22 protein-coding genes are annotated in these 21,425 nt (G+C 71.3%); 9 read left to right on the forward strand and 13 right to left on the reverse strand.

The window, feature by feature from the left end; translation table 11 throughout:
- The first annotated feature begins 12 nt into the window (after nt 1-12).
- The 5 genes from ROT00_RS05065 to ROT00_RS05085 all read left to right on the forward strand — a co-directional run bounded on the left by ROT00_RS05065 (nt 13) and on the right by ROT00_RS05085 (nt 3,437).
- On the forward strand, nt 13-972 hold the full coding sequence (locus ROT00_RS05065) for an arginase family protein (protein ID WP_404772862.1): 960 nt from the start codon (nt 13-15) through the stop codon (nt 970-972).
- A 49-nt stretch (nt 973-1,021) separates the two neighbouring features.
- Nucleotides 1,022-1,651: a hypothetical protein gene (locus tag ROT00_RS05070; RefSeq protein ID WP_404772864.1), complete on the forward strand. Its 630-nt coding sequence runs from the start codon at nt 1,022-1,024 to the stop codon at nt 1,649-1,651.
- Nucleotides 1,651-1,887, forward strand: coding sequence for a helix-turn-helix domain-containing protein (locus ROT00_RS05075; protein WP_404772866.1), 237 nt, complete (start codon nt 1,651-1,653; stop codon nt 1,885-1,887). Before ROT00_RS05070 ends, ROT00_RS05075 begins: the two co-directional genes overlap by 1 nt.
- 170 nt (nt 1,888-2,057) lie before the next feature.
- Nucleotides 2,058-2,636: an antibiotic biosynthesis monooxygenase gene (locus tag ROT00_RS05080; RefSeq protein WP_404772868.1), complete on the forward strand. Its 579-nt coding sequence runs from the start codon at nt 2,058-2,060 to the stop codon at nt 2,634-2,636.
- A gap of 108 nt (nt 2,637-2,744) precedes the next feature.
- Entirely contained in the window at nt 2,745-3,437 is a 693-nt protein-coding gene (locus tag ROT00_RS05085) for a hypothetical protein (protein WP_404772870.1), read from the forward strand.
- Between the two features lie 55 nt (nt 3,438-3,492).
- Here ROT00_RS05085 and ROT00_RS05090 read toward each other — a convergent pair whose 3' ends face one another.
- From ROT00_RS05090 to ROT00_RS05125, 8 genes are all read right to left on the reverse strand, one after another.
- The gene (locus tag ROT00_RS05090) at nt 3,493-3,996 is read right to left on the reverse strand and encodes a hypothetical protein (protein ID WP_404772871.1); all 504 of its coding nucleotides are present in this window, start codon (nt 3,994-3,996) and stop codon (nt 3,493-3,495) included.
- Nucleotides 3,997-4,008: 12 nt separating this feature from the next.
- Nucleotides 4,009-4,416 (reverse strand): hypothetical protein, encoded by a 408-nt coding sequence (locus ROT00_RS05095; protein WP_404772872.1) that lies wholly within the window; start codon nt 4,414-4,416, stop codon nt 4,009-4,011.
- Between the two features lie 718 nt (nt 4,417-5,134).
- Nucleotides 5,135-5,644, reverse strand: coding sequence for a response regulator transcription factor (locus tag ROT00_RS05100; protein ID WP_404772873.1), 510 nt, complete (start codon nt 5,642-5,644; stop codon nt 5,135-5,137).
- A 225-nt stretch (nt 5,645-5,869) separates the two neighbouring features.
- Nucleotides 5,870-6,250, reverse strand: coding sequence for a hypothetical protein (locus ROT00_RS05105; RefSeq protein ID WP_404772875.1), 381 nt, complete (start codon nt 6,248-6,250; stop codon nt 5,870-5,872).
- A gap of 362 nt (nt 6,251-6,612) precedes the next feature.
- A complete protein-coding gene (locus ROT00_RS05110) occupies nt 6,613-7,359 on the reverse strand; it encodes a hypothetical protein (RefSeq protein WP_404772876.1) in 747 nt (248 codons plus the stop codon).
- Nucleotides 7,360-7,689: 330 nt separating this feature from the next.
- Nucleotides 7,690-9,651 (reverse strand): hypothetical protein, encoded by a 1,962-nt coding sequence (locus ROT00_RS05115; RefSeq protein WP_404772877.1) that lies wholly within the window; start codon nt 9,649-9,651, stop codon nt 7,690-7,692.
- A 234-nt stretch (nt 9,652-9,885) separates the two neighbouring features.
- Nucleotides 9,886-10,545 (reverse strand): DedA family protein, encoded by a 660-nt coding sequence (locus ROT00_RS05120; RefSeq protein WP_404772878.1) that lies wholly within the window; start codon nt 10,543-10,545, stop codon nt 9,886-9,888.
- Between the two features lie 96 nt (nt 10,546-10,641).
- Nucleotides 10,642-11,424 (reverse strand): IclR family transcriptional regulator, encoded by a 783-nt coding sequence (locus ROT00_RS05125; RefSeq protein ID WP_404772880.1) that lies wholly within the window; start codon nt 11,422-11,424, stop codon nt 10,642-10,644.
- Between the two features lie 159 nt (nt 11,425-11,583).
- Between ROT00_RS05125 and hutH the strand changes: the two genes are divergently transcribed.
- The gene (gene hutH, locus ROT00_RS05130) at nt 11,584-13,152 is read left to right on the forward strand and encodes a histidine ammonia-lyase (RefSeq protein WP_404772882.1); all 1,569 of its coding nucleotides are present in this window, start codon (nt 11,584-11,586) and stop codon (nt 13,150-13,152) included.
- A 332-nt stretch (nt 13,153-13,484) separates the two neighbouring features.
- Here the strand turns inward: hutH and ROT00_RS05135 are convergent, their stop codons facing one another.
- The gene (locus ROT00_RS05135) at nt 13,485-13,916 is read right to left on the reverse strand and encodes a hypothetical protein (protein ID WP_404772883.1); all 432 of its coding nucleotides are present in this window, start codon (nt 13,914-13,916) and stop codon (nt 13,485-13,487) included.
- Here ROT00_RS05135 and ROT00_RS05140 point away from each other — a divergent pair.
- Nucleotides 13,888-14,913 carry a M23 family metallopeptidase gene (locus ROT00_RS05140; RefSeq protein ID WP_404772885.1) on the forward strand — a complete coding sequence of 342 codons (1,026 nt, stop codon included), beginning with the start codon at nt 13,888-13,890 and terminating at the stop codon, nt 14,911-14,913. The two genes, ROT00_RS05135 and ROT00_RS05140, sit on opposite strands and share 29 nt — an antisense overlap.
- 86 nt (nt 14,914-14,999) lie before the next feature.
- On the opposite strand, the gene ROT00_RS05145 is transcribed toward ROT00_RS05140, so the two are convergent.
- From ROT00_RS05145 to ROT00_RS05160, 4 genes are all read right to left on the reverse strand, one after another.
- Nucleotides 15,000-15,872, reverse strand: coding sequence for a transporter substrate-binding domain-containing protein (locus ROT00_RS05145; RefSeq protein ID WP_404772887.1), 873 nt, complete (start codon nt 15,870-15,872; stop codon nt 15,000-15,002).
- Nucleotides 15,873-16,009: 137 nt separating this feature from the next.
- Nucleotides 16,010-16,864 carry a helix-turn-helix domain-containing protein gene (locus ROT00_RS05150; RefSeq protein ID WP_404772889.1) on the reverse strand — a complete coding sequence of 285 codons (855 nt, stop codon included), beginning with the start codon at nt 16,862-16,864 and terminating at the stop codon, nt 16,010-16,012.
- Nucleotides 16,861-17,799: an amino acid ABC transporter ATP-binding protein gene (locus ROT00_RS05155; RefSeq protein WP_404772890.1), complete on the reverse strand. Its 939-nt coding sequence runs from the start codon at nt 17,797-17,799 to the stop codon at nt 16,861-16,863. Before ROT00_RS05155 ends, ROT00_RS05150 begins: the two co-directional genes overlap by 4 nt.
- The gene (locus tag ROT00_RS05160) at nt 17,796-18,722 is read right to left on the reverse strand and encodes an amino acid ABC transporter permease (RefSeq protein WP_404772892.1); all 927 of its coding nucleotides are present in this window, start codon (nt 18,720-18,722) and stop codon (nt 17,796-17,798) included. The genes ROT00_RS05155 and ROT00_RS05160 overlap by 4 nt, the downstream gene beginning before the upstream one ends.
- A gap of 332 nt (nt 18,723-19,054) precedes the next feature.
- Between ROT00_RS05160 and ROT00_RS05165 the strand changes: the two genes are divergently transcribed.
- Complete coding sequence (locus ROT00_RS05165; RefSeq protein ID WP_404772893.1) at nt 19,055-19,537, forward strand: cupin domain-containing protein; 483 nt, start codon at nt 19,055-19,057, stop codon at nt 19,535-19,537.
- A gap of 174 nt (nt 19,538-19,711) precedes the next feature.
- A complete protein-coding gene (hutU, locus tag ROT00_RS05170) occupies nt 19,712-21,418 on the forward strand; it encodes a urocanate hydratase (protein ID WP_404772895.1) in 1,707 nt (568 codons plus the stop codon).
- Nucleotides 21,419-21,425 lie beyond the last annotated feature (7 nt).

Consider the following 21,425-nt stretch of genomic DNA (forward strand, 5'->3'; position numbering starts at 1 on the left):
CACGCTAGGTCCGTGATCGCCCTCGTCGCCGCTCCGAGCAGCCTCGGGCTCCGCCCGCCGTACCCCGGCGCGGTGCCCGGTGCGTGGCGGGCGCCCGAGGCGCTCCGCGAGGCGGGGCTCTTCGACCGCCTCGCCGCCGCCGCCGGCGCCCGCGACGCCGGCACGGTGCCCACCGCGCCCTACGTCGATGACGACGCCGTCCGCCCCGCCGGCCGCGTCCGCAACGAAGCGGCGCTGGTCGACCACTCGCGACGGCTCGCACAACGCATCGACGAGGTGCTCGACGCGGGCGATGCGCCCCTCGTCATCGGCGGCGACTGCAGCATCCTGCTCGGGGCTGGGCTCGCGCTGGCCCGCCGCGGCGGCACCGGGCTCGTGCACCTCGACGGGCACACCGACTTCCGGCATCCCGGCAACAGCGACGCCTGTGCGAGCGTCGCAGGCGAAGACCTCGCCGCCGCCGTCGGACTGCACTGGGCCGCGATCGCCGATATCGACGGCGCCGGACCCTACTTCGCCGCTGCGCGCACGGTGCACCTCGGCCACCGCGACGACGACGAGCACGCAGCGGAGGCCCGGCGCACCCTCGGGCTCGTCGTCTCGGCCGCGGAGGCCCTGGGCCGGCCGGAGACCCTCGCCCGGGCGGCGGCCCCGGGCCAGCTGGGAGCCCCGGGCCGGCCGACGGCGCAGCTCGCCGAGCGCATCAGGGCGACCGCCGGCACCGGGTACTGGCTGCAGCTCGACGTCGACCTCCTCGACCCGAGCGTGATGCCCGCGGTCGACAGCCCCGACCCCGGCGGACTCGATGCCGCGACGGTCACAGCGCTCCTCGCCGAGCTCGCCCCCGCCGCGATCGGCGCCTCGGTGACCGTGTTCGACCCCGAGCTCGACCCCGACGGTCGGTACGCACGGCTGCTCGCCGATGTGGTGGTCGAGGGGCTCGGCGGGCTCGGCTCCGCCCTGCACCGGTGACCTCACCATATCGATTTCCATTATTATCGAATATCGGTATGCTGCTGCCATGCAGACGAACACCACGCCGAACACGGCCCACGCCCTCAAGCTCGCCGACCGGGTGAGCCTCTGGCTCTTCGCGGCAGCCGGGGCGGTCATCGCGGCCTGGGTCACCTCGTCGGCCGTCGGGCGCATCATCGACGTCTTGCCGAACCGCGACGTCGCCGTGCTGGCCACCTTCGCGGGCACTCCCGCCGAGGCCCCCATCGGCCCCGACGGCGCGCCCGTGTCGGTCGCCCTGGATCAGGCGGTCCTCACGGTTCCCGCGCTCCCGGTCGCGTCGCAGTGGGCCATCGTCATCCAGCAGCTCGTGCTCATGCTCGCGGTGATCGTGAGCGTCGCCGCCCTGGTCTGGCTCATCCGGAACGTCGCCCGGGGCGTCGTCTTCTGCCGCACCAACACCGTGCTCGTCGCCACCGCCGGGTTCGTCGGCCTCGGGGGCTTCGTGGCCGTGCCCTTCTTCGGCAACATGGCGGCGAACGGCGGGTTCGCCGTGCTCAGCGAGCGCACCTTCGACAACGTGATCATGAGCGTGGACCCCTTCGCCCTCGTGCTGTGGGCGTTCGCCGTGGCCCTCCTGGGCACCGTCTTCTCGATCGGCGAGCGCCTGCAGCGCGACACCGAGGGTCTCGTCTGATGGCACCGGCCGAGGTCGAGGACGCCACCGACGTCCACTGCCGGCTCGACGAGCTGCTCGAGGCGCGGGGCATGACGCTCACCCGGCTCGCCGAGATCGTCGGCGTGACCGTCGTGAACCTCAGCGTGCTGAAGAACGACCGGGCCCGGGCCATCCGCTTCTCGACGCTGCAGGCGATCTGCCGAGCGCTCGACTGCGAGATCGGCGAACTGCTCGTGCTCCGACCGCGGGCGTGACGCTCGCCGCCGAATGGCCCGAACGGCCCGAACGACTGGACGGAAACCCGCCCGAAACGTGGCCCGGTTACACTCGCTGACGGCCGCGCCACCGCCACGAGCGGATCGCGCGCCGGCCGCGCCGCGCGCACCCGCGCGAGCCCACGAGAACTCACCACCCCCGAGGTCCCATGTCAGAGCCCATCACCGTGTCGATCCGCCGCGAGGTCGACCCCGCCCGCATCTCCGAGGCCACCGCCTGGGTGCAGACCGGCGTGAACCTCGCGAACAAGCATCCCGGCTTCCTCGGCTCCGGCTGGGTCCGCGCCGGCGAGGACTCCCAGGTCTGGCACATGCTCTACCGCTTCACGAGCGAGGAGACCCTCGAGGCCTGGGAACGCTCCCCCGAGCGCAGCTGGTGGCTCTCGATGGGCGAGGGCTTCGTGCGCAGCGAACGCTCCAAGCGCCGCACGGGCATCGAGGGATGGTTCGACGAGCCCGCCACCGGATCCATCCCCGCCGTCGACGCCGAACCCCTCGAAGCCCCGCCCGCCCCGCCGCGCTGGAAGCAGGCCGTGACGATCTGGCTCGGCTTCTTCCCGGTGAACCTCGTGTTCTCGTACCTGATGACCCCCGTGCCCGGCTGGGGCGAGGTGCCGCTGTGGCTGCGGGTGCTCGTCACGACCCTCGTGCTCACGCCGATCATGACCTACTGGGTGCTGCCGTTCGTCACCCGCTCGCTGCGCCGGTGGCTGACGCCGCGGAGCTGACTCGCCGCTTCGACGGTCTGAGACGATCGCCGAGGCATGGACAGCCGCGTGAATCTGGTCCTTAAGTGACATGCGAGTCGATGGGCCAGGTGAGTAGCATCGGGCCGCATGACGAAGAACGCACCAGGACCGCGTAGAGAAGCTGCTGCTCTCCTTCTGGCCGGGGTCACGCTGAGTTCGCTGTTGTCCGGGTGCGTTTCGACTTCGCCCTCCCCCTCGCTGACCGAGCCGGCGAGCGAGGTGGTCACTATGCCGCCCTTCGACCGCCCCAGCCCGCCGCCGAGCGAGATCAGCGACGCTGGACTCGACGCGCTGCGCGTTCAGAATCAGGACGAATTCTGGTCGACGGTCACTGGGCTGTACCCGACCGCGATCCGTCCCGAGGTGGAGTTCAGAGGGTATGTTGCTGACGCCGACCGCCTCGCAGCGCTCACCAAGTGCTATGAGGCGACTGGGCTTCCGATTGCTACCGCAACCAGCACCGACGGGACGCCGCAATCCGTGAGCGTGGGCATGGAAACGGAAGAGGCCGCCGTCGCCTGGTACAGCTGCGAGTCCGCCAATCCGTCCCGCCCAACTCCCCCGGCGAACGCCGAACAACTGGCCTGGCTGTACGGCTACCTGACCGAGTTCCTCGCACCGTGCTACGAGGCGAACGGGTACGACATCCCGCCTCCGCCGTCCGAGAGCGAGTTCGTCGCGAACTGGCCGAACCAAGGCTGGTACCCCATTATCGATGACCCCATCCCGAACCGAGAGCGGGACGAGGCGTTGAGTTCAGCCTGCCCGGCCCCGGCATAGCGACCGACCCGAGGCGTCCGCTCCCAAAGCGCGGGAGCGGACGCCTCGTGTAGCGTTAGTGCTCGCAACCGAATGCGTAGTCCTCTTCGACGCCGCCTGGATCATCCGCCATCGCGGGGACAACCACGGAACGAAACCATCCGCCCTCTGGGTCGACCACGTGCTCTCGTACCCACGGCAGGGCTTCCCAAGACCGGACCCTCTCCAAGGCATTGGCCGCTCGACTGGCATCGCCGTCGGCGAAGGCTCCGAGGTACTCGCCCTCCCACGCACATAGCCACTGGTGGTGGGCGATGCCGGCAGCGACTCCGTTCTCCGCTATCGCGCCTGGCTCAAGTTCGGGGACTGCATCTCCCTGCTCCCATGTGTCCCCCTCTGGAAAATCGAGAGCGATCCGCGCTTCGCGGTACTCGGCCGCGAAAGCCGACTGCGTCGCGATGAACCCATCGGGCACATCGGCCGGTTCGGGCGCTGAGGCCGCAGAAGCGGCTGCGGCCAGCCCGCATGTGGCGGCGACAATGCCCGCAGCGACCGCGCTGAGGATTGCGTGCTTCTCCATCGTTCTCGCCTCTCAGTATGTGAACGTGTCGCCCCACCAGTGCGGATTCCCGCACGCCGCGCCACTCAACCGCGCGTTGAAGGCGTAGTAGCCCTTTGTCAGAGCAGTGACTCCGCCTTTCGTGAACGCTTTCAGAGCCGGTGTGGTCCAAACTGTCGAGTCGGTGTACTGACTGGTCGACGAGGCACGGAAACGAAGCCCGAGCGCGGTGTAGCCACCGCATGGCGGGACCTGGGTCAGGTTCATGGTCATACCGCCGTAGTTGTTGTGGTAATACTCGGTCGCGTACTGCACGAGGCCACCAGTCGTTCTCACCTCCCCAGTCACCCAGTTCGAACCCGCCTGCGCGGGCGCTGAGACGCCCACGGTGAACCCGAGCGCCAGCGCCCCAGCGAGGCCCGCAAATGCTCGCTTCCTCATGATTCCCTCCTCAACACTGCATCGCCTGAATGAACGGTCTTGGGAGCGATGCTCTCCAGGTCAGAGCATGGAGACAATGCGCCTTTCGTCACACCGCGCAAGGCCCTGTTTGTGGGACAGACCCGCCGCGGCGCAGGAGAAGGCGCTTTTCCCACCTCGACCCGCGCGTCAGCGAGCAGTCCACTTCGGAAGCTGAGTGAACCGCGAGCGGGCGACTCCATGTGATTCAGCTCACTGCGAGGTGCTCACGGGCGCATCGATCGCGTGGCAGCGCTTGACGACCGGATCCAGACCCAGCGCGACGGGCGACCCGTCACCTGTCTGCGGAGCATGCTCATCAGGAGCGAAACCGAATGGCACACACCGACATCGCCGGTCTCGCCCGAAGCGTTCCCCACTCCGGACGAGACGGCAACCTCACGCGAAATCGGGGGCTCGACCGCGGAGCACTCGACCGTTCCAAGCACCAGGGACACCAGGAGTTCCGCCGCAGGCCAGACTTCCGTGCAGATCGTTCTGTCTCCAAGCTCTCGTAGTAGGTCAAGCTTCCTGCGAATCGGTCGACTGCATCTGTGGAGGCCACAGCCAATCTATTTTGGGATCCCAGCGGTGAATGCTGCTGTACCTTAAGACCCATCTTTCGGATACGCCGCCTGGCTCCGAGCCGCCGTACCCGGGGCATCACTGTCCTGGGCGTCAGGCCGACACTCGGGGACTCTCAGATCAGTCCGAGCGATCGCGCTCGGTTCACCGCATCGAGTCGGGAGCGCGCCTCGAGCAGGGTGAACGCGTCATTCAGATGACGCTTGACCGTGCCGGGTGCGATCGACAACTTTTGGCTGATCTCCTTGTTCGATCGGGCAGCGGCGACCAAGCGGAGCACCTCGCGCTGGCGAAGCGTCAAATCGATGCGCTGCGTCAGGCTCGCAGAGGAAGCGTCACCGAGTCCACGTTCGACCGCGTGAATCAGCCCAGCTGGATCCACGTCCGGGCCGACAAGCGTCAGCCGCGGGTTCCGCACGGCGCTCTCTCGGCCCACCGATCGAGACGACGAGACGGCGACGACCTGGACCTCATCGGGGTGCTCGAGCAGCCAGTGGATCCCGGTCGCCGTATCGCGGATCCAGCGAGAACCTAGATCGACGACGGCGACGGATCGGTACGCCTGCCCCAGGCTTCGGGTCGCGGCCTGCCGGTGCGCAGCGTCAACGAGACGGTCGACCTCCACTGCGGCCAGTATCGCCCGGACTCCTGCCCTGAAGAGACTCCTCGCAGAAACGACGACGATCTGCCGGGGTCGCGGGTCTTCCATCGGGGTGCCTCCCGTCAATCAACTGATGCTCGGCCCCCGGACACCGCGCGCTCACAGTGGGTGTTTCCACATGAGCGCTCGGCGTTACCTCAGCTCGTCAGAAATGTTCTTCAACGCTCCATTTCCCACACGTTGAGCGTCTCACGAGCCACAATTCAGACTGAGCAGGTACCAATTGCAGAGCGCCGGAACTGCACCAAGCACCGCACAGACGATCCCGGACACCAGCCAGCGTCGATGAATCGCTTCGATCAGGACCATGCCGACCAGCAGCATGACGGACGCGGTGAGGATAATGGCAGTGACCCACAGCCAGGGGTCCTCGGCGTACTCGACATGGTTGGTCGTAGGCCCCCCGAAGTAGTTCGTTCTCCTAATTCCAATCCTCAACATCCGCACGAACGCGAAGAGGCTCGTTGCGACGACGCCGAACCCGAAGACGGCGAACGAGGCGCGCCAGGTCACCCGGAAGGCGCGCTCGCCCCAGCGGTGACGCGCATTGGGTTCATCTCCCGTTCTCACGGCGAGTACACCCCCTGCAACGCGCTCTCCAATGCATCCCGGTACAGTGACGTTCCGAAGTCGTTCGGATGGATGGACTGCTGCGATACCGGGATGTCTGGCCAAGGTTTGTCGCCCGGCGTGAATTCAAGGACAAATCCGTTGATGCCCGACTGTCCGTAGTGCATCGGCCTCGGCCCCGGGAAGGAACTGCACCCCTGTCCGTCGTGCGTCCGTCTGGGTGCTCTGGCCAAGGACGTAGATGGCGTCCCCGGCTCGTTCGATTCCGATTCTTGAGAGTCGCCCAGACGCCACCGCAGTCGCTCTTCTTGGATCCCCAGCCTCGCCGAGCCAAACGCTCGCCGTCTCGGGCGAGTCCACCGTCATATACCAATTCGGTCTGCGGAGTCGACCTTGAGGCGAAAGGGCATGCCCGGAACACTCCGGAGCTCCTCGATCCCACCTGTCTCGCTTATCCGTACGATTCCCGTTCCGCTTGCGGCGACGACACCGCCGTCCGACCGCGTGGCTGGTGAGGTGATCTCCCCTTCGACGTCTGCACTCCAGACGGCTTCTCCGCTTCGCAGATCGACGGACGCCAGTTGCGTCGTTCCCTGACCCGTGTACCGAAGGAACGCAGCGAACGGACCTCCCCCACATCCCGGATTGAAGTAGGCGAGGCTCTGGCCTCGCCCGAGATCGACGATGCTGCCAGAATCGAGGTCGACGACTGCTCCCCAACCACCTCCGAGGAAGCTGGCTTCATCGTTCGTAAATGAGCGTGGGCCGTATACGACGGCCAGAAAGCTCCCACTCGGATCGATGCAGCTGTTGGCCACCCACATATCCGAGTCACTCGACTTCGCCGGCAGGAGCGCGATGCTGCGCCAGGCATAGCCGTCGCTCGCATCCGCGCGCAGGATGGCGATACCGTCCGGGCCGGCCATGGTCGTATACGCCACATCAGTCTCGACGTCGCCGATCAGCTTCGGGCGATCCTCAGGCGGCACTCCCGTTTCCGGGATTTCCTTCGGATCCAGCTCGTCCGTTTGAGAATCCGGCGACGGCTTGGAAGCCGACGGGATCGTCGAGGCAGCGGCGCCTTGAGCAGTCCCTACGAGCAAGAGCATGGCAACAGCGCCTGACAACACTGCTCCAACCGACCCCGATGCCCTCCAACGTCCCATCTGCTGCCCCATCCCTTGGCGAACGCACGGTTAGGGCGACCGTAGCCAGGAGCATCGAGGCATCGGTATGGGCCGTTCGACCCATTCTCATTCACCGACACAACTCAGGAACATCCGGGGCTTCTGCACCCCGAGGCATCCGCCGATCCGCGGAGGCTCGGGCCTCGCCGGGTGCGACTTCCTGAGTTCTGAAGACGCGGGGTGAGGGAACCCGACGCCGCAAGCGCGAAGAGGGGCCCGGCTCTCGCCGGACCCCTCATCGAGCGGATGCCGCTACGCGCGCTTGCGACGCAGGATCAGCTGCACGGCGAGCGCGAGCGCCCCGGCCAGCACGAGGCCGCCCGCGACCGCGATCGCGGGGCCGCCGGCGAAGCCGGTGCTCGCGAGCCCCTGCCCGTCACCGTCGCCCGAGGCGACCGGAACCGGGGTGCCCGGGGTGCCTGCCGGCTTCGACGCGGGGCCGCAGCCGACGACGGCCGGCGGGTACTCGAGGTCGATCGACAGCTCGGGGTTCACCTCGATGAACGCCGAGGTGAGCGAGTGGGTCCACCCGAAGTTCTCCTCGGTGACGACCCAGCGACCGTTCGGCAGCTGCTTCCAGCCCGGCCACGCGGTCGGGGCGCCGGCCTCGTCGATCTCGGCGCCCGGCCAGAGCACGCGGCCGTCGATCGTGCCGTCCTCGCGGAGCGGGCCGAGCTCGACCTTCTCGGTGTTCGTGCCGTCGCTCAGCACGAGGTAGGCGGTGTGCCCGGTCGACTGCTCGTCGGGGTCGGTGAGGACGACGTCGAAGTCGATCCACGGCACGTTCGCGACGCAGAGCGCCGCGGCGCTCGAGCCGTCGAGCGTGGGCGTCACGCACTCGGTCTGGTCGAACTCGAAGACGAAGCGCTCGACCGTCTCGCCGCTCTCGAAGACGTGGCCCTCGGCAGCGGTCGCGACGGCGGTGGCGGTGCCGGTGCCGGCGTCGCCCTCGAGGGTCCAGCTCACGGTGTCGGTGTCGGCGGGCAGCACGACCTCGTCGCCATCGACGCCGCAGAGGTCGATCGCCGCGGGCTTCGCGGGCACCGGCAGCTCGATCGGGCAGGGCTCGTCGGTGAACGAGAGCTCGAAGCGGCGCTCGGTGGTGCCGTCCTCGAAGGTGTAGCCGTCCTTCGTCTCGACGACGGCGGTCGCGGAGCCGCTCGAGGGCTCGCCCTCGACGCGCCAGACCAGCTGCTCGGTCTCCTCGGGCAGCACGACGTCGTCACGGTCGACGGAGCAGAGGTCGACGATCTCCGGCGCGACCGGCTCGGGCACGATGACCGGGCAGGGCTCGTTCGTGAACGTGTACTCGTAGCGCTGCTCGGTCGCGCCGCCGGGGAAGGCGTGGTTCTTCGCCGCGGTGGCGACGGCGGTGGCGGCGCCCGTCTTCGGGTCGCCCTCGATCGTCCAGCTCACGGTGTCGGTGTCGTCCGGCAGCTCGATCGCGTCGCCGTCGACGCCGCAGACGTCGCTCGCGGCCGGCTTCGGCGGCACCGGGATCTCCACGATGCACGGGACGTTCGTGAATTCGAGGTCCCAGCTCTTCAGGGCCGTGCCGTCGGTGAACACGTAGCCGGGCTTCGCCGTGGCAGTGGCCTTCGCCTTCCCGTCGACGATCGGCGAGATCGACCAGCTGACCCCCTCGGCGGCGCGGGGCTCGACGACGTAGTCGCCCGAGGTGCCGCAGACGTCCACGATCGACGGCTGCACCGGCACCGGGATCTCCTTCGGCTTCGGAGCCGAGCAGTCGCCCTTCAGACCCTCGATGCGGCCGTCGGAGCCCTTGCCGAACCCGTCGCTCCAGCTGGTGTAGGCGTAGACCCAGGGGCCGCCGCCCTTCGTCGTGCCGGGCAGGCTCTCGGTGCCGAGCGTCAGGGTCGTGTTGCCCTTCGAGCTGATCGGGCCGCGGTCCATGCCGCTCGCGCTGTTCGGCGTGCCCTGGAACGAGGTGGTGCCGACGCGCCACTTCGTGGTGCCGGTCAGCCCGCTGCCGACGTTCGTGAGCTTCAGCGTGTACGTCACGTCGTACTCGCCGGTGGTGGTGTTGCACACCGCCTTCGCGAGCAGGTCGCCGGTGTGGGCGCTCGCGGGGGCGGCGGCGCCGACGACGGCGAGACCGGCGCCGAGCGCGAACGCGGCGACGGCCGCGAGGATGCGGCGCAGGGGTCGTTGACGGGAATTGGACAGCGCGGTGCGCGCACCGGAGCTCTTCATCGGGTCGGGATCTCCATCGGGTCCTCGGTGTGAGGCGGGCCCGATTCGGAAGCGCGCGGGTACGGCTTCGCACGGCCCAGCCGCGCGGGTCAGGCGCAGCGAGACCGGGGAGGTTCGGGTAATGCGTTCGGGTCCGCAGGTGCCCGGAGGGCACGAAGACTCAGCATGACGGCTCACTCCGTTTCATGTCCACACTTTGGAGGACACTTCTGGAAAATGACCCTCGAACGGGGGTCAGGCGTCGGTGGCGATCCGCTTCATCCGACGCGCCTCGCGGACGCGCCGCGCGATGAGCACGACGACGGCGATCGCGATCGCCGAGTAGACGACGAGGTCGAGGTACTCGAGCCACTGCTCCAGGAGGTGGTGCTGGGTGCCGAGCGCGGCCCCGACTCCGATCAGCAGCGTGTTCCAGAGCCCGGAGCCGAGCACGGTGAAGAGCGAGAACACGAGCAGCGGCATCCGGTCGGCGCCCGCCGGGAGCGAGATCAGGCTGCGCACGCCCGGGATGAGCCGCCCGACGAGCACCGACCACTTCCCGAACCGGTGGAACCAGTCGGCTCCGCGCTCGAGATCGGAGAGGCTGACGAGGCGGGTCCAGGCGATCCAGCGGATGGCCCGCTCGAGCCCGATCGCGGCGCCGAGGCCGTAGAGCACGAGCGCCCCGGCGAGCGAGGCGACGGTGCTCCAGACGATCAACCAGCCGAGATTCAGCTCGCCCGCCTGGCTGAGGTACCCCGCGAAGGGCAGGATCACCTCGCTCGGGATCGGCGGGATCAGCACCTCGAGGAACACGAGCACGCCGACGCCGATGTCGCCGAGGGCGTTCAGCACGTCGGCGGCGAATCCGGTGAGCCCGGTGAATCCGTGGTCGGCGGTCGTCAGGGCGGTCATGGCGGCTCCCGTCGTCGTGATCGTGCCCGGCGTTCGGCCACGCTACGCGGCCCGGATGAACGCGAGCTGGGACGGGTCAGCGCGAGCGGGGACGGGTCAGCGGGAGCGCGCGGCCCCGATCCGGCGGCCGAGCTCGGCCGCGGCGGCCGTCACCGCGGCGGCGAGCTCCGCTGCGGGCCGGGTGCCGGGCGAGTCATCCGGATAGGTGACGGCGATCGCCGCCGCCGGCCAGCCGACGTGATCGAGCACCGCGACGCCGACCGAGGCGAAGCCGGGGGTGATCTCGCCCGACTCGGCCGCCCAGCCGGTCTCGCGCACCTCGTGCAGCACCTGCTTCAGGCGCGAGGCGCGCCACTCGCCGGCTGCCTCCGGATCGCCCCGCCAGGCGAACGCCGCCCGGTCGGGGTAGAGCGCACGGAGCTGCGCCGGCGGGAGGGCGGCGAGCATCGCCCGCCCGGTGGCCGTGAGATGGGCGGGCAGGCGCACGCCGACGTCGGTCACGAGGGAGGGCCGCCGCGGCGCGCGCTCCTCGACGAGGTAGAGCACGTCGCGCCCGTGCAGCACCGCGAGATGCCCGCTCTCGCCGAGCCGGTCGACGAGGCCCGCGACGAGCGGACCGCCGAGGCGGGCGAGCGGCTGCTGGCGGCTGAAGCCGCTCGAGAGCTCGAAGGCCGCGACGCCGAGGCCGTAGCGGCGCTCCTCCGGCAGGTGCACGACGAAGCCGCGCTCCTGCATGACGGCGAGGAGGTGGTAGACGGTGGAGCGCGGCAATTCGAGCGCGGCGGCGATCGTCGCGGCCGGCACCGGCCCGCGCTGGTGCGCGAGGTGGCTGAGGATCGCGAGCGTCTGATCCGCCGCGGGGACCTTCGCTTTCGGCATCCGTCTCCTCCGTCTCCGCTGTCTTCGAGTTGCCCGAATTTCGGGAAAGTCGGGCGACTCGGCGCTTGGAGGCGAGCGTACCGCGCATCGTCTGGGATCGCAGACGGATGCCGCGCCGAGCGCCTCGCGGCGGGGCATCCGAGCCGCTGGAATCGAAGCATGAGCACGAGCGCGCCCACGAGCACCCCCGCCACGGTCACCGTCGGCATCGCCGGCCTCTCCATCGAGGAGGTCGTCGCCGTCGCGCGCCAGGGCGCCGCGGTCGTCCTCGACCCGACCGCCCTCGAGGAGGTCGAGCGCAGCCGCGCCATCGTCGACGGGCTCGCCGCCGACCCGCACCCGCACTACGGCATCTCCACCGGCTTCGGCGCGCTCGCGACCACCTTCATCGCCGCCGACCGGCGCGCCCAGCTCCAGGCGAGCCTCGTGCGCTCGCACGCCGCGGGCTCCGGCGCCGAGGTCGAGCGCGAGGTCGTGCGCGCGCTCATGCTGCTGCGCCTGTCGACCCTCATGACCGGCCGCACCGGCGTCCGCCGCGCCACCGTCGAGACCTACGCCGCGATCCTGAACGCGGGCATCACCCCCGTCGTGCGCGAGTACGGCTCGCTCGGCTGCTCCGGCGACCTCGCTCCGCTCGCGCACTGCGCGCTCGTCGCCATGGGCGAGGGCGAGGTGCGCACCGCCGACGGCGAGCTCGCGGATGCCGGGGCCGCCCTCGCCGCGGAGGGCATCGAGCCGCTGCAGCTCGGGGAGAAGGAGGGGCTCGCCCTCATCAACGGCACCGACGGGATGCTCGGCATGCTCGCCCTCGCGATCACCGACCTGCGCATGCTGCTCACGACCGCCGACATCGCCGCATCGATGAGCGTCGAGGGGCTCATGGGCACCGACGCCGTCTTCGCCGCCGATCTGCAGGCACTCCGCCCGCAGCGGGGGCAGGCGCTCGCCGCCGCGAACTTCCGGTCGGCGCTGGCCGGCTCGCCGATCGTCGCCAGCCACGCCGGGCCCGAGGACGGCCGCGTGCAGGATGCCTACTCGCTGCGCTGCGCCCCGCAGGTGCACGGCGCCGCCCGCGACACCGTCGCCCACGCGGCATCCGTCGCCGACGCCGAGCTCGCGAGCGCCGTCGACAACCCGGTGCTCACGACGGACGGCCGGGTCGAGTCGAACGGCAACTTCCACGGCGCGCCCGTCGCGTACGTGCTCGACTTCCTCGCGATCGCCGCAGCGGACGTCGCGTCGATGAGCGAGCGGCGCACCGACCGCTTCCTCGACCGGGCGCGCAACCAGGGCCTGCCGCCGTTCCTCGCCCACGAGGTCGGCGTCGACTCGGGCCTCATGATCGCCCAGTACACCGCGGCGGGCATCGTCTCCGAGCTGAAGCGGCTCGCCGTCCCCGCGTCGGTCGACTCGATCCCGTCCTCGGCGATGCAGGAGGACCACGTGTCCATGGGCTGGGCCGCGGCGCGGAAGCTCCGCCGGGCGATCGACGGCCTCGCCCGCGTGCTCGCGATCGAGATCATGACCGCCGGGCGGGGCCTGCAGCTCCGCGCCCCGCTGCAGCCCGGACCGGTCACCGGCGCGGTGGTCGAGCTCATCGCGGCCGAGGGCTCGGTGCCGGGCGAGGACCGCTTCCTCTCCCCCGAGATCGAGCGGCTCAGCGAGCTCGTCGCCTCCGGCGAGGTGCTCGCGCGGGCGTCGGCGGCAGCCGCCGCCCCGCTCGTCTGAGGGGCGCGCCGGGGTCCCGGCGGCGTTCGCCGAGATCGCCCGGCGCGGGCGGCTCGGCGCGGTCCGCATGGCTCCGACACGCCGGGCGCGGTCCGAAGTCCGCCCCGAAAAGGTGACAATAGCTCACTGGATGAGCGTTGTGCCCGCGCGGATGCGGTGCGAGACTGAGCCACGTCGGTACCCGAAACCGACACCCTTGGAATGTCGATGAAGCCATCAATGGACGAAGCGCCGCACCCTGGACGCCGGGCCCTGAGCCCCCGGCGCGCGGGATTCGCTGCGGCCACCGCCGTGACTGCCGTACTCCTCGGCGTCACCGGCGCCACGCCGGCCTATGCCGACGATGCCGCCCCGGTCGCCGACCCAGGCACCGACCCCGCCGCGGTCTCCGCGCCCGCTCCGGCCCCGGCCGACACGGACGCGAGCACGACGAGCGAACCTGCGCCGAGCGACCCGCCGCCGAGCGATCCCCCACCGGATCCGGGCGAGACCACCCCACCGGATCCGGGCACCGATCCGGGCACGGATCCAGGGACCGACCCGGGCACGGATCCCGGCACGGATCCGGGCACCGACCCGGGGACGACCCCGCCCACGACGCCGCCGGTGACGACTCCGCCGACCACACCGCCGACCACCACGCCGACCCCGACGACCCCGCCGACCACGACGCCGAAGCCCACCACGCCGAAGCCGACGACGCCGAAGCCCCAGGCCCCCGCGCCGAGCGGGAGTGTGACGAAGCCCGGGCCCCGGCCGCTCATGCTGAGCGGGGACATCCTCGCCACCGGATCGCGCGTCTCCGCGGAGATCCTGCAGGCGCAGCGGGTGCTCAGCGAGGCGACGGCCGCGCTCCGCGCCGCGCAGGACGAGCTCGCCGCGGCACGCGACACCCGCGACGCCGCCCGCTCGACCGCGATGGAGCTCGACGAGCTCGCGGCGACCGCGCGCGAGCAGGCCGACGAGGCGGCGCGCCTCTACATCGGCGCCGTCCGCGGTGACGGCGATGCCCTCGGCTCACTCGATGCCGCGGTGAAGCCCGGAGGCGACCTGCTCGCCGGGCTCGGCAGCATGCAGCGCGTCTCCGAGCTCACGGGCGACGTGCAGGGGCTCCGCGAGTCGGCCGACCGGCTCGACCGCGACGCCGACGCCGCCGAGGCGCGCGCCGAGGCCGCCTGGGCGAAGGTCGACGCGGTGCCGGTCGAGCGACTCCAGCAGAGGGTCGACGACGCCGAGGCCGCGGTCGCGAAGGCGCGCGACGCCCTCGCCGCCGTGCGCACCCAGCTCGCCGCGTCGAGCGTCACCGTCATCGAGAACCTGCCGACGGACTCCGGCCAGCTGAGCGATCAGGGCTGGTCGCTCCCGGTCGGCGGCCACCTCACCGACGGGTTCGGCCCCCGACCCGATAAGCCGGTCGCCGGGGTGAACGAGTTCCACCGCGGCACCGACCTCGCCGCGAGCTGCGGTTCGCCGGTGTTCGCCGCGACCGGCGGCACGGTCATCGAAGCCGGCCGCAACGGCAGCTACGGCAACTGGATCCTCATCGACCACGGTGACGGGGTCTCGACCGGCTACGCGCACCTCGTCGACGGCGGCATCCTCGTCTCGGTCGGCGACCGGGTCGAGGCCGGCGGGCTCATCGGCGCGGTCGGCTCGACCGGCGCCTCGACGGGCTGCCACCTCCACTACGAGGTCCGGCTCGGCGGCGTCGCGATCGACGCGGTGCCGTTCATGGCCTCGCGGGGCATCCGCCTCGGCTGAACGCCCGACCACCGACCGAGTCGCCCGACCGGCGACACCGAGTTGCCCGGCGTTGATGAACGTCGGGCAACTCGGTCGTTGGGCGCCTACTGCTGGAGGTTGATGCCCGGTGCGACGGGCTTCACGCCGTACTTCGCGAACAGCTCCTCGGTCGTGCCGTCCTCGTAGAGCGTCGTCATCGCGGCGAGCACGGCGTCGACGAGCTCGGGCTTCGCGGAGTTCATCAGGCTGCCCACGTAGAAGCCGCCGTCGAAGGGTTCGGCGACGATCTCGCGGTTCGCGCCCTGCTCGATCGCGTACGCGGCGCCGGCCTCGCTCTGGATGCCGAGCGCGGTGCGGCCCGACTCGAGGGCGAGCTCGGCATCCTGCTGCGTCGGGTACTCGGTGACCTGCATGCCGGGCTTCCCGGCCTCCTCGCACTCCGCGGTGAGGGCCTCGGCGTAGCTCACGTCGGTCGTGCCGCGGATCGTGGCGATCGTCTGGCCGCAGGCGTCGAGGCGGGTGGCGTACGCGCCGCCGTTGCCCGCGGTCGTGATGAGCGTGGCCTGCTCGGTCATGAAGTCGACGAAGGTGCCCGCCTGCTGGCGCTCGAGCGTGTCGTAGAGGCTGCCGCCGTAGATGTCGTAGCGCCCGGCGGCGACGCCCGTGATGCCGCCCTCCCACGCGACCGGGATGAACTCGATCTCGAGACCGAGCTCCGCGGCGACCGCGTCGAGGAGGTCCTTCGTGATGCCGGACTGCGGCACGTTGTCGGCATCGGGGATCATGTACGGCGCGTCGGGCAGGGTGACGCCGACGCTCAGCACGCCCGGCTTCACGAGGCCGTCGAGGCCCGCGGCGGCGCCGTCCGACGGGCCGGCGTCCGTGCCGGCGGCGTCGAAGGTGCAGGCCGAGAGGGCGAGGGCGGTGGCGGCGGCGAGCGCGAACGGCAACAGGCGTCGTCGGATGCTGCTGGTCATCGGGGGATCCTTCCGGTCGGGTGGGACGCCGGCACCGCCGGCTCCCCCGACGGTAGGAGCGGCGCCGGGCCGCCTCCAGGGACCGCTCGCGGCATCCGTTGCACTTTCCGCGGATGCCGCGAGCGGGGCATCCGCCGTCAGGCTGCGATGCCGAGCTGCGCCCGGCGGAACGCCGTCGGGGTGAGCCCGCACTCCCGCCGGAAGAAGCGCGAGAAGTACGAGGCGTCGTCGAAGCCGAGGCGGCCCGCGATCTGGGCGCAGCTCAGCTCGGTGCGCGCGAGCAGCCGCTGCGCCTCGCGCACGACCTCGGCGCGGATGAGCTCACCGGGGCTCCGCCCCGCGTGCTGGCCGACCGTCTCCGCGAGGTGCCCCGGGGTGATGCCGAGCGCCTTGGCGCACTCCGCGACGGTGAGCGTCGCGGAGGCGCGCTCGCGCACGAGCCGCTCGAACGAGGCCGACAGGCCGCGCGGCGGGCCGGCGGTCGGGTCCGGGGCGAGCCGCCGGAGCTGCAGGAGCAGCAGCGAGAGCAGCGTGCGGATCGCCCGCGCCTGCAGGGCGTCGGGCTGCTCGAGCTCCGCCCGCAGCTCGGCGAACACGCGCTCGAGCCGTCGCCGCTGGGCGTCGGTGGGACGGAGCCGCGCGCTCGACCAGCCGGGCAGCCCCGGTTCGGGGCCGCCCTCCCCCGTGAGGAAGTCCTCGCCGAACAGCACGATCGTGCCGGTCACGGGCGCCGTCTCCTCCCAGTGGTGCAGCTGCCCGGGCGCGATGAGGAACAGCTGCGGCGCGGCGATCGCGATCGACTCGGTGTCGATGTGGTGGAACCCCGCGCCGCCGGTGACGAGCACGAGCTCGACGAAGTCGTGCCGGTGCGGGCGCCCCGCCCACGGTCCCGGCCCGAGCGTCTCGAGCGGGCCGATCAGGAAGTCGCCGGCGAGGCTCGCGGGCGAGACGCTGATGCGGTGCGTCGGCGGCGCCGCGGGACGGACGCTCACGGCGCACCCGGCCCCGGCGCGGCCGCGGGCGGCTGCGCCTCCGCGGCATCCTGCGGGGCTGCCTGGTCGGCATCCCGTCCCGCATCCTGCGCGGCCGCATCCTGCTCGGCATCCCGCCCCGCGCCCTCGGCCCGCGCGCTCCCGCCGGCCCGCCGGAGGAACGCCGCCGTCCGCGGCGAGCGCGGCGCGTCGAAGAGCTGCGCCGGCGGGCCCTGCTCGACGACGACCCCGCCCTCCATGAAGACGACGGTGTCGGCGACCTCTCGGGCGAAGCCCATCTCGTGAGTGACGACGACCATCGTGGTGCCGCTCGCCGCGAGCGACTTCATGACCGCGAGCACCTCGCCGACGAGCTCGGGGTCGAGCGCGCTCGTCGGTTCGTCGAAGAGCAGGATCGCCGGTTCCATGGCGAGGGCGCGGGCGATCGCGACGCGCTGCTGCTGCCCGCCGGACAGCTGCCCGGGGTACTTCGCCGCGTGCTCGCCGAGGCCGACCGAGGCGAGCAGCTCGCGCGCCCGCCGCTCGGCGTCGGCCTTGCGGCGGCCGAGCACCTTCACCGGACCGATGGCGACGTTCTGCAGCGCGGTGAGGTGGCCGAAGAGGTTGAACTGCTGGAAGACCATGCCGAGGTTCCGCCGCACCCGGCTCGTCTCGCGGTCGCTCGCCTCGGTGAGGTGCCCGGCGTGGGCCGTGTAGCCCACGAGCTCGCCGTCGACCGCCACGACGCCGCCGTCGAGCGACTCCAGCTGGTTGATGCAGCGCAGGAGCGTCGACTTGCCGCCGCCGGAGGGGCCGACGAGGCAGACGACCTGCCCCGGCGCGACGTCGAGGTCGATGCCGCGGAGGATCTCGGTGCCGTGGAAGGACTTGCGCACGCCGCGCAGGGCGAGGGCGCCGCGCGCGGACGTGCGCGCCGCCGGGATCGCGGCGCTCACTGCGCCGCCTCCGTCCGGACGGTGCGTCGCCGGCTGCGGTCGAGGCTCCGCTCCAGGAAGTGCTGGCCGATGGTCGCGAGGGTCACGAGGGCGAGGTACCAGATCGAGGCCACGACGAGCATCGCGATCACCTGGTAGTTCTGGCCGTAGATCTGCTGCGCCATGGTCATCAGGTCGCCGCCGCCGATGACCGAGACGATCGCGGTGGCCTTCAGGATGTCGATGAACTGGTTGCCGAGGGGCGGCAGGATGACGCGGACCGCCTGCGGGATCACGATGAGCCGCTGCGCCTCGAGGCTCGTCATGCCGATCGCCTTCGCCGCGTCGGTCTGTCCCGGCGGCACGGCGAGGAAGCCGCTGCGGACGACCTCCGCCATGTAGGCGGCGGTGTGCAGCACGAGGCCGATGAGGGCCGCGAGGAAGGGGGTGACGAGCTCGTTCGTGCTGCCGCCGATGGTGAGGCCGAGGGCCGGGATGCGCACGCCGATCACGGGGAAGATCAGTGCGAGGTTGAACCAGAACACCAGCTGGACGAGGAGCGGCGTGCCGCGGAACAGCCAGATGTAGCCGTCGACGATGACGCGGAGCACGGGGTTGCCCGACTGGCGCATGACCTCGAGCACGATGCCGAGGAGCAGCCCGAGCACGAAGGTCAGCACCGTGAACAGGAGGGTCGTGCCGACGCCGGCGAGGATCCGCGGGCTGAACAGGTACTGCGCCACGACGGGCCAGTTCATCGCGGGCGCGGAGACGAAGGCCCAGCCGATCGCCGCGGCGAGCGCGCCGACGACCACGGCGGGCACCCAGCGGCTGAGGATGCGGGAGCGGCTCCGGAGCGGCAGCCCCGCGAGACGGCGCAGCGGATCGGCCGAGACGCCGGCCGCGGTGCCGGGCGGATCGGTGAGGAGAGGGGAGGAGGTCATGGGGTTCATTCCAGGAATCGGGGGTGCGGCCGGCAAGGTGTTCGCCGGCTCTGCTATCCGGTATCCCAGACCGCACCCGTTCCGGGAGCGATCGTGCGCCCTGGATCAAGGCCGGGGCGTTCCCGGTCAAGCCCCGCGGCGGCTCGCCCGGCCCCGCACCGCGACCACGGCGCGGCGACCGTGCGTCGGCGGTGCGTCGGCGGCGCACGGGGTATCCGCGAGGAGTCACAGCATCCCCGCCGCGCGTCCATCGACGCCGCGCCGGGGCATCCGTAGCGTCGCCAGCGGCCGGCGCACCGTCGGCCGACCGACGACGAACTGGAGGATGGCCGATGGCCGGAAAGTACGAGCACCTCTTCGTGCGACACATGGGCGACTCGAGCGCCGACCTCGTGAACGAGGGCGCCGTGGCGACGGGCGTGCCGCGCCCGGCGCACATCGGCGACGCCTTCGCCCTGATGCGGGCCGAGGACGTGCCCGAGTCGAAGATCCACATGACCTACTCGTGGATCGGGCCGACCGAGGAACCCTCGCACTGGGTGAACGAGCACGAGCACGACTACGACGAAGTGCTGATCTGGACGGGCTCCGACCCGGAGAACCCGCACGACCTCGGCGGCGAGATCCTCATCGACATCGAGGGCGAGACGTACAGCGTGACCACCTCGGGCGCGCTCTACATCCCCGCCGGCCTCCGGCACTGCCCGCTGGACTTCAAGCGGGTGACCCGGCCGATCCGCTTCAGCGCGCTGTCGCTCTCGGGCGACGGCGCGTACTCCTCGGACGAGGACGTCCCCCGCGAGGCCACCGCCTGAGCGCACCCCGCGCCGCGCGCGCGACGAGTTCGATCTCGACTTGCCCGACTTTCATCGAAGTCGGGCAAGTCGCGTTTCGGGGCGGCGGATGCCCCGGGCCGCATGTCCGGGATCGCAGACACGCGCCCCGCGGCATCCGTTGTCGCCGGCGCCCCGCTGCGCGAACCTGGGGACATGACCGATGCACCCTCCACCGAAGCGCGCGGCGCCCGCACCGTGCGCGCCGCCCGCGGCTCGAAGCTGAGCGCGAAGAGCTGGCAGACCGAGGCGCCCCTGCGCATGCTGATGAACAACCTCGACCCCGAGGTCGCCGAGCGCCCCGAGGACCTCATCGTCTACGGCGGCACGGGCAAGGCCGCCCGCAACTGGGAGTCGTTCGACGCGATCGTCGCGACGCTCGAGCGACTCGAGGACGACGAGACCCTCCTCGTGCAGTCGGGCAAGCCCGTCGGGGTGTTCCGCACGCACGCCTGGGCGCCGCGCGTGCTCATCGCGAACTCCAACCTCGTCGGCGACTGGGCGAACTGGCCCGAGTTCCGCCGCCTCGAGTCGCTCGGCCTGACCATGTACGGGCAGATGACCGCGGGCTCCTGGATCTACATCGGCTCGCAGGGCATCCTGCAGGGCACCTACGAGACCTTCGGCGCCGTCGCCCGCGTGCTCGCCGAGCGCCACGGCCGGACGCCCGACGAGGTCGCCCAGGCGAGCCTCGCCGGCACGCTGACCCTCACCGGCGGCTGCGGCGGCATGGGCGGCGCGCAGCCGCTCGCCGTCACCCTGAACGGCGGCGCCGTTCTCATCGTCGACGTCGACGAGACCCGCCTCGCCCGCCGCGTCGAGCACGGCTACCTCGACGAGTACCACCCCGATCTCGACACCGCGCTCGCCCGCGCCGTCGAGGCGAAGGAGGCCGGCATCGCCCGCAGCGTCGGCGTCGTGGGCAACGCCGCCACGATCTTCGCCGAGCTCCTCGACCGCGAGGCGCCCATCGACATCGTCACCGACCAGACGAGCGCCCACGACCCGCTCTCCTACCTGCCCGAGGGCATCTCGGTCGCCGAGTGGCACGAGCTGGCCGCCTCCGACGCCGAGGAGTTCACCCGGCTCGCCCGCGCCTCGATGGCGAAGCAGGTCGAGGCGATGGTCGGCTTCCAGTCGCGCGGGGCCGAGGTGTTCGACTACGGCAACTCGATCCGCCGCGAGGCGGAGCTCGGCGGCTACGCGCACGCCTTCGACTTCCCCGGCTTCGTGCCCGCGTACATCCGGCCGCTCTTCGCCGAGGGCAAGGGGCCGTTCCGCTGGGCGGCGCTGTCGGGCGACCCCGCCGACATCGCGGCCACCGACCGGGCCATCCTCGAGCTGTTCCCCGAGGACGAGCACCTGCGCCGCTGGATCACCCAGGCCGGCGAGAAGGTGCACTTCGAGGGCCTGCCCGCCCGCATCTGCTGGCTCGGCTACCAGGAGCGCCACCTCGCGGGCCTGAAGTTCAACGAGATGGTCGCTTCGGGCGAGCTCAGCGCGCCCATCGTCATCGGCCGCGACCACCTCGACTCGGGCAGCGTCGCGAGCCCGTACCGGGAGACCGAGGCGATGGCCGACGGCTCCGACGCGATCGCCGACTGGCCGCTCCTGAACGCCCTGCTGAACACGGCGTCGGGCGCGAGCTGGGTGTCGATCCACCACGGCGGCGGCGTCGGCATCGGCCGGTCGATCCACGCCGGGCAGGTCGTCGTCGCCGACGGCACCGAGCTCGCCGCCGAGAAGATCGCGCGAGTCCTCGTGAACGACCCCGGCACGGGCGTCATGCGGCACGTGGACGCGGGCTACGAGCGGGCGATCGAGGTGGCGCGCGAGCGCGGCCTCGACGTGCCGATGGCCTGAGCGGAGG

Source organism: Agromyces mediolanus (assembly GCF_044917495.1).
In the GTDB taxonomy this organism is placed as follows: domain Bacteria; phylum Actinomycetota; class Actinomycetes; order Actinomycetales; family Microbacteriaceae; genus Agromyces; species Agromyces mediolanus_B.

Bases quoted from the DNA above. Each gene is read 5' to 3' on its own strand.
- ROT00_RS05085 (WP_404772870.1), top strand. From the start codon at position 2,745: ATGACGAAGAACGCACCAGGACCGCGTAGAGAAGCTGCTGCTCTCCTT.
- ROT00_RS05120 (WP_404772878.1), bottom strand. From the start codon at position 10,545: ATGACCGCCCTGACGACCGCCGACCACGGATTCACCGGGCTCACCGGA.
- ROT00_RS05135 (WP_404772883.1), bottom strand. From the start codon at position 13,916: ATGAGCGGCCGGGGCCCGGGCTTCGTCACACTCCCGCTCGGCGCGGGG.
- ROT00_RS05160 (WP_404772892.1), bottom strand. From the start codon at position 18,722: ATGACCTCCTCCCCTCTCCTCACCGATCCGCCCGGCACCGCGGCCGGC.
- ROT00_RS05090 (WP_404772871.1), bottom strand. From the start codon at position 3,996: ATGGAGAAGCACGCAATCCTCAGCGCGGTCGCTGCGGGCATTGTCGCC.
- ROT00_RS05080 (WP_404772868.1), top strand. From the start codon at position 2,058: ATGTCAGAGCCCATCACCGTGTCGATCCGCCGCGAGGTCGACCCCGCC.
- ROT00_RS05075 (WP_404772866.1), top strand. From the start codon at position 1,651: ATGGCACCGGCCGAGGTCGAGGACGCCACCGACGTCCACTGCCGGCTC.
- hutH (WP_404772882.1), top strand. From the start codon at position 11,584: ATGAGCACGAGCGCGCCCACGAGCACCCCCGCCACGGTCACCGTCGGC.
- hutU (WP_404772895.1), top strand. From the start codon at position 19,712: ATGACCGATGCACCCTCCACCGAAGCGCGCGGCGCCCGCACCGTGCGC.
- ROT00_RS05115 (WP_404772877.1), bottom strand. From the start codon at position 9,651: ATGAAGAGCTCCGGTGCGCGCACCGCGCTGTCCAATTCCCGTCAACGA.
- ROT00_RS05070 (WP_404772864.1), top strand. From the start codon at position 1,022: ATGCAGACGAACACCACGCCGAACACGGCCCACGCCCTCAAGCTCGCC.
- ROT00_RS05095 (WP_404772872.1), bottom strand. From the start codon at position 4,416: ATGAGGAAGCGAGCATTTGCGGGCCTCGCTGGGGCGCTGGCGCTCGGG.
- ROT00_RS05145 (WP_404772887.1), bottom strand. From the start codon at position 15,872: ATGACCAGCAGCATCCGACGACGCCTGTTGCCGTTCGCGCTCGCCGCC.
- ROT00_RS05125 (WP_404772880.1), bottom strand. From the start codon at position 11,424: ATGCCGAAAGCGAAGGTCCCCGCGGCGGATCAGACGCTCGCGATCCTC.
- ROT00_RS05110 (WP_404772876.1), bottom strand. From the start codon at position 7,359: ATGCTCTTGCTCGTAGGGACTGCTCAAGGCGCCGCTGCCTCGACGATC.
- ROT00_RS05165 (WP_404772893.1), top strand. From the start codon at position 19,055: ATGGCCGGAAAGTACGAGCACCTCTTCGTGCGACACATGGGCGACTCG.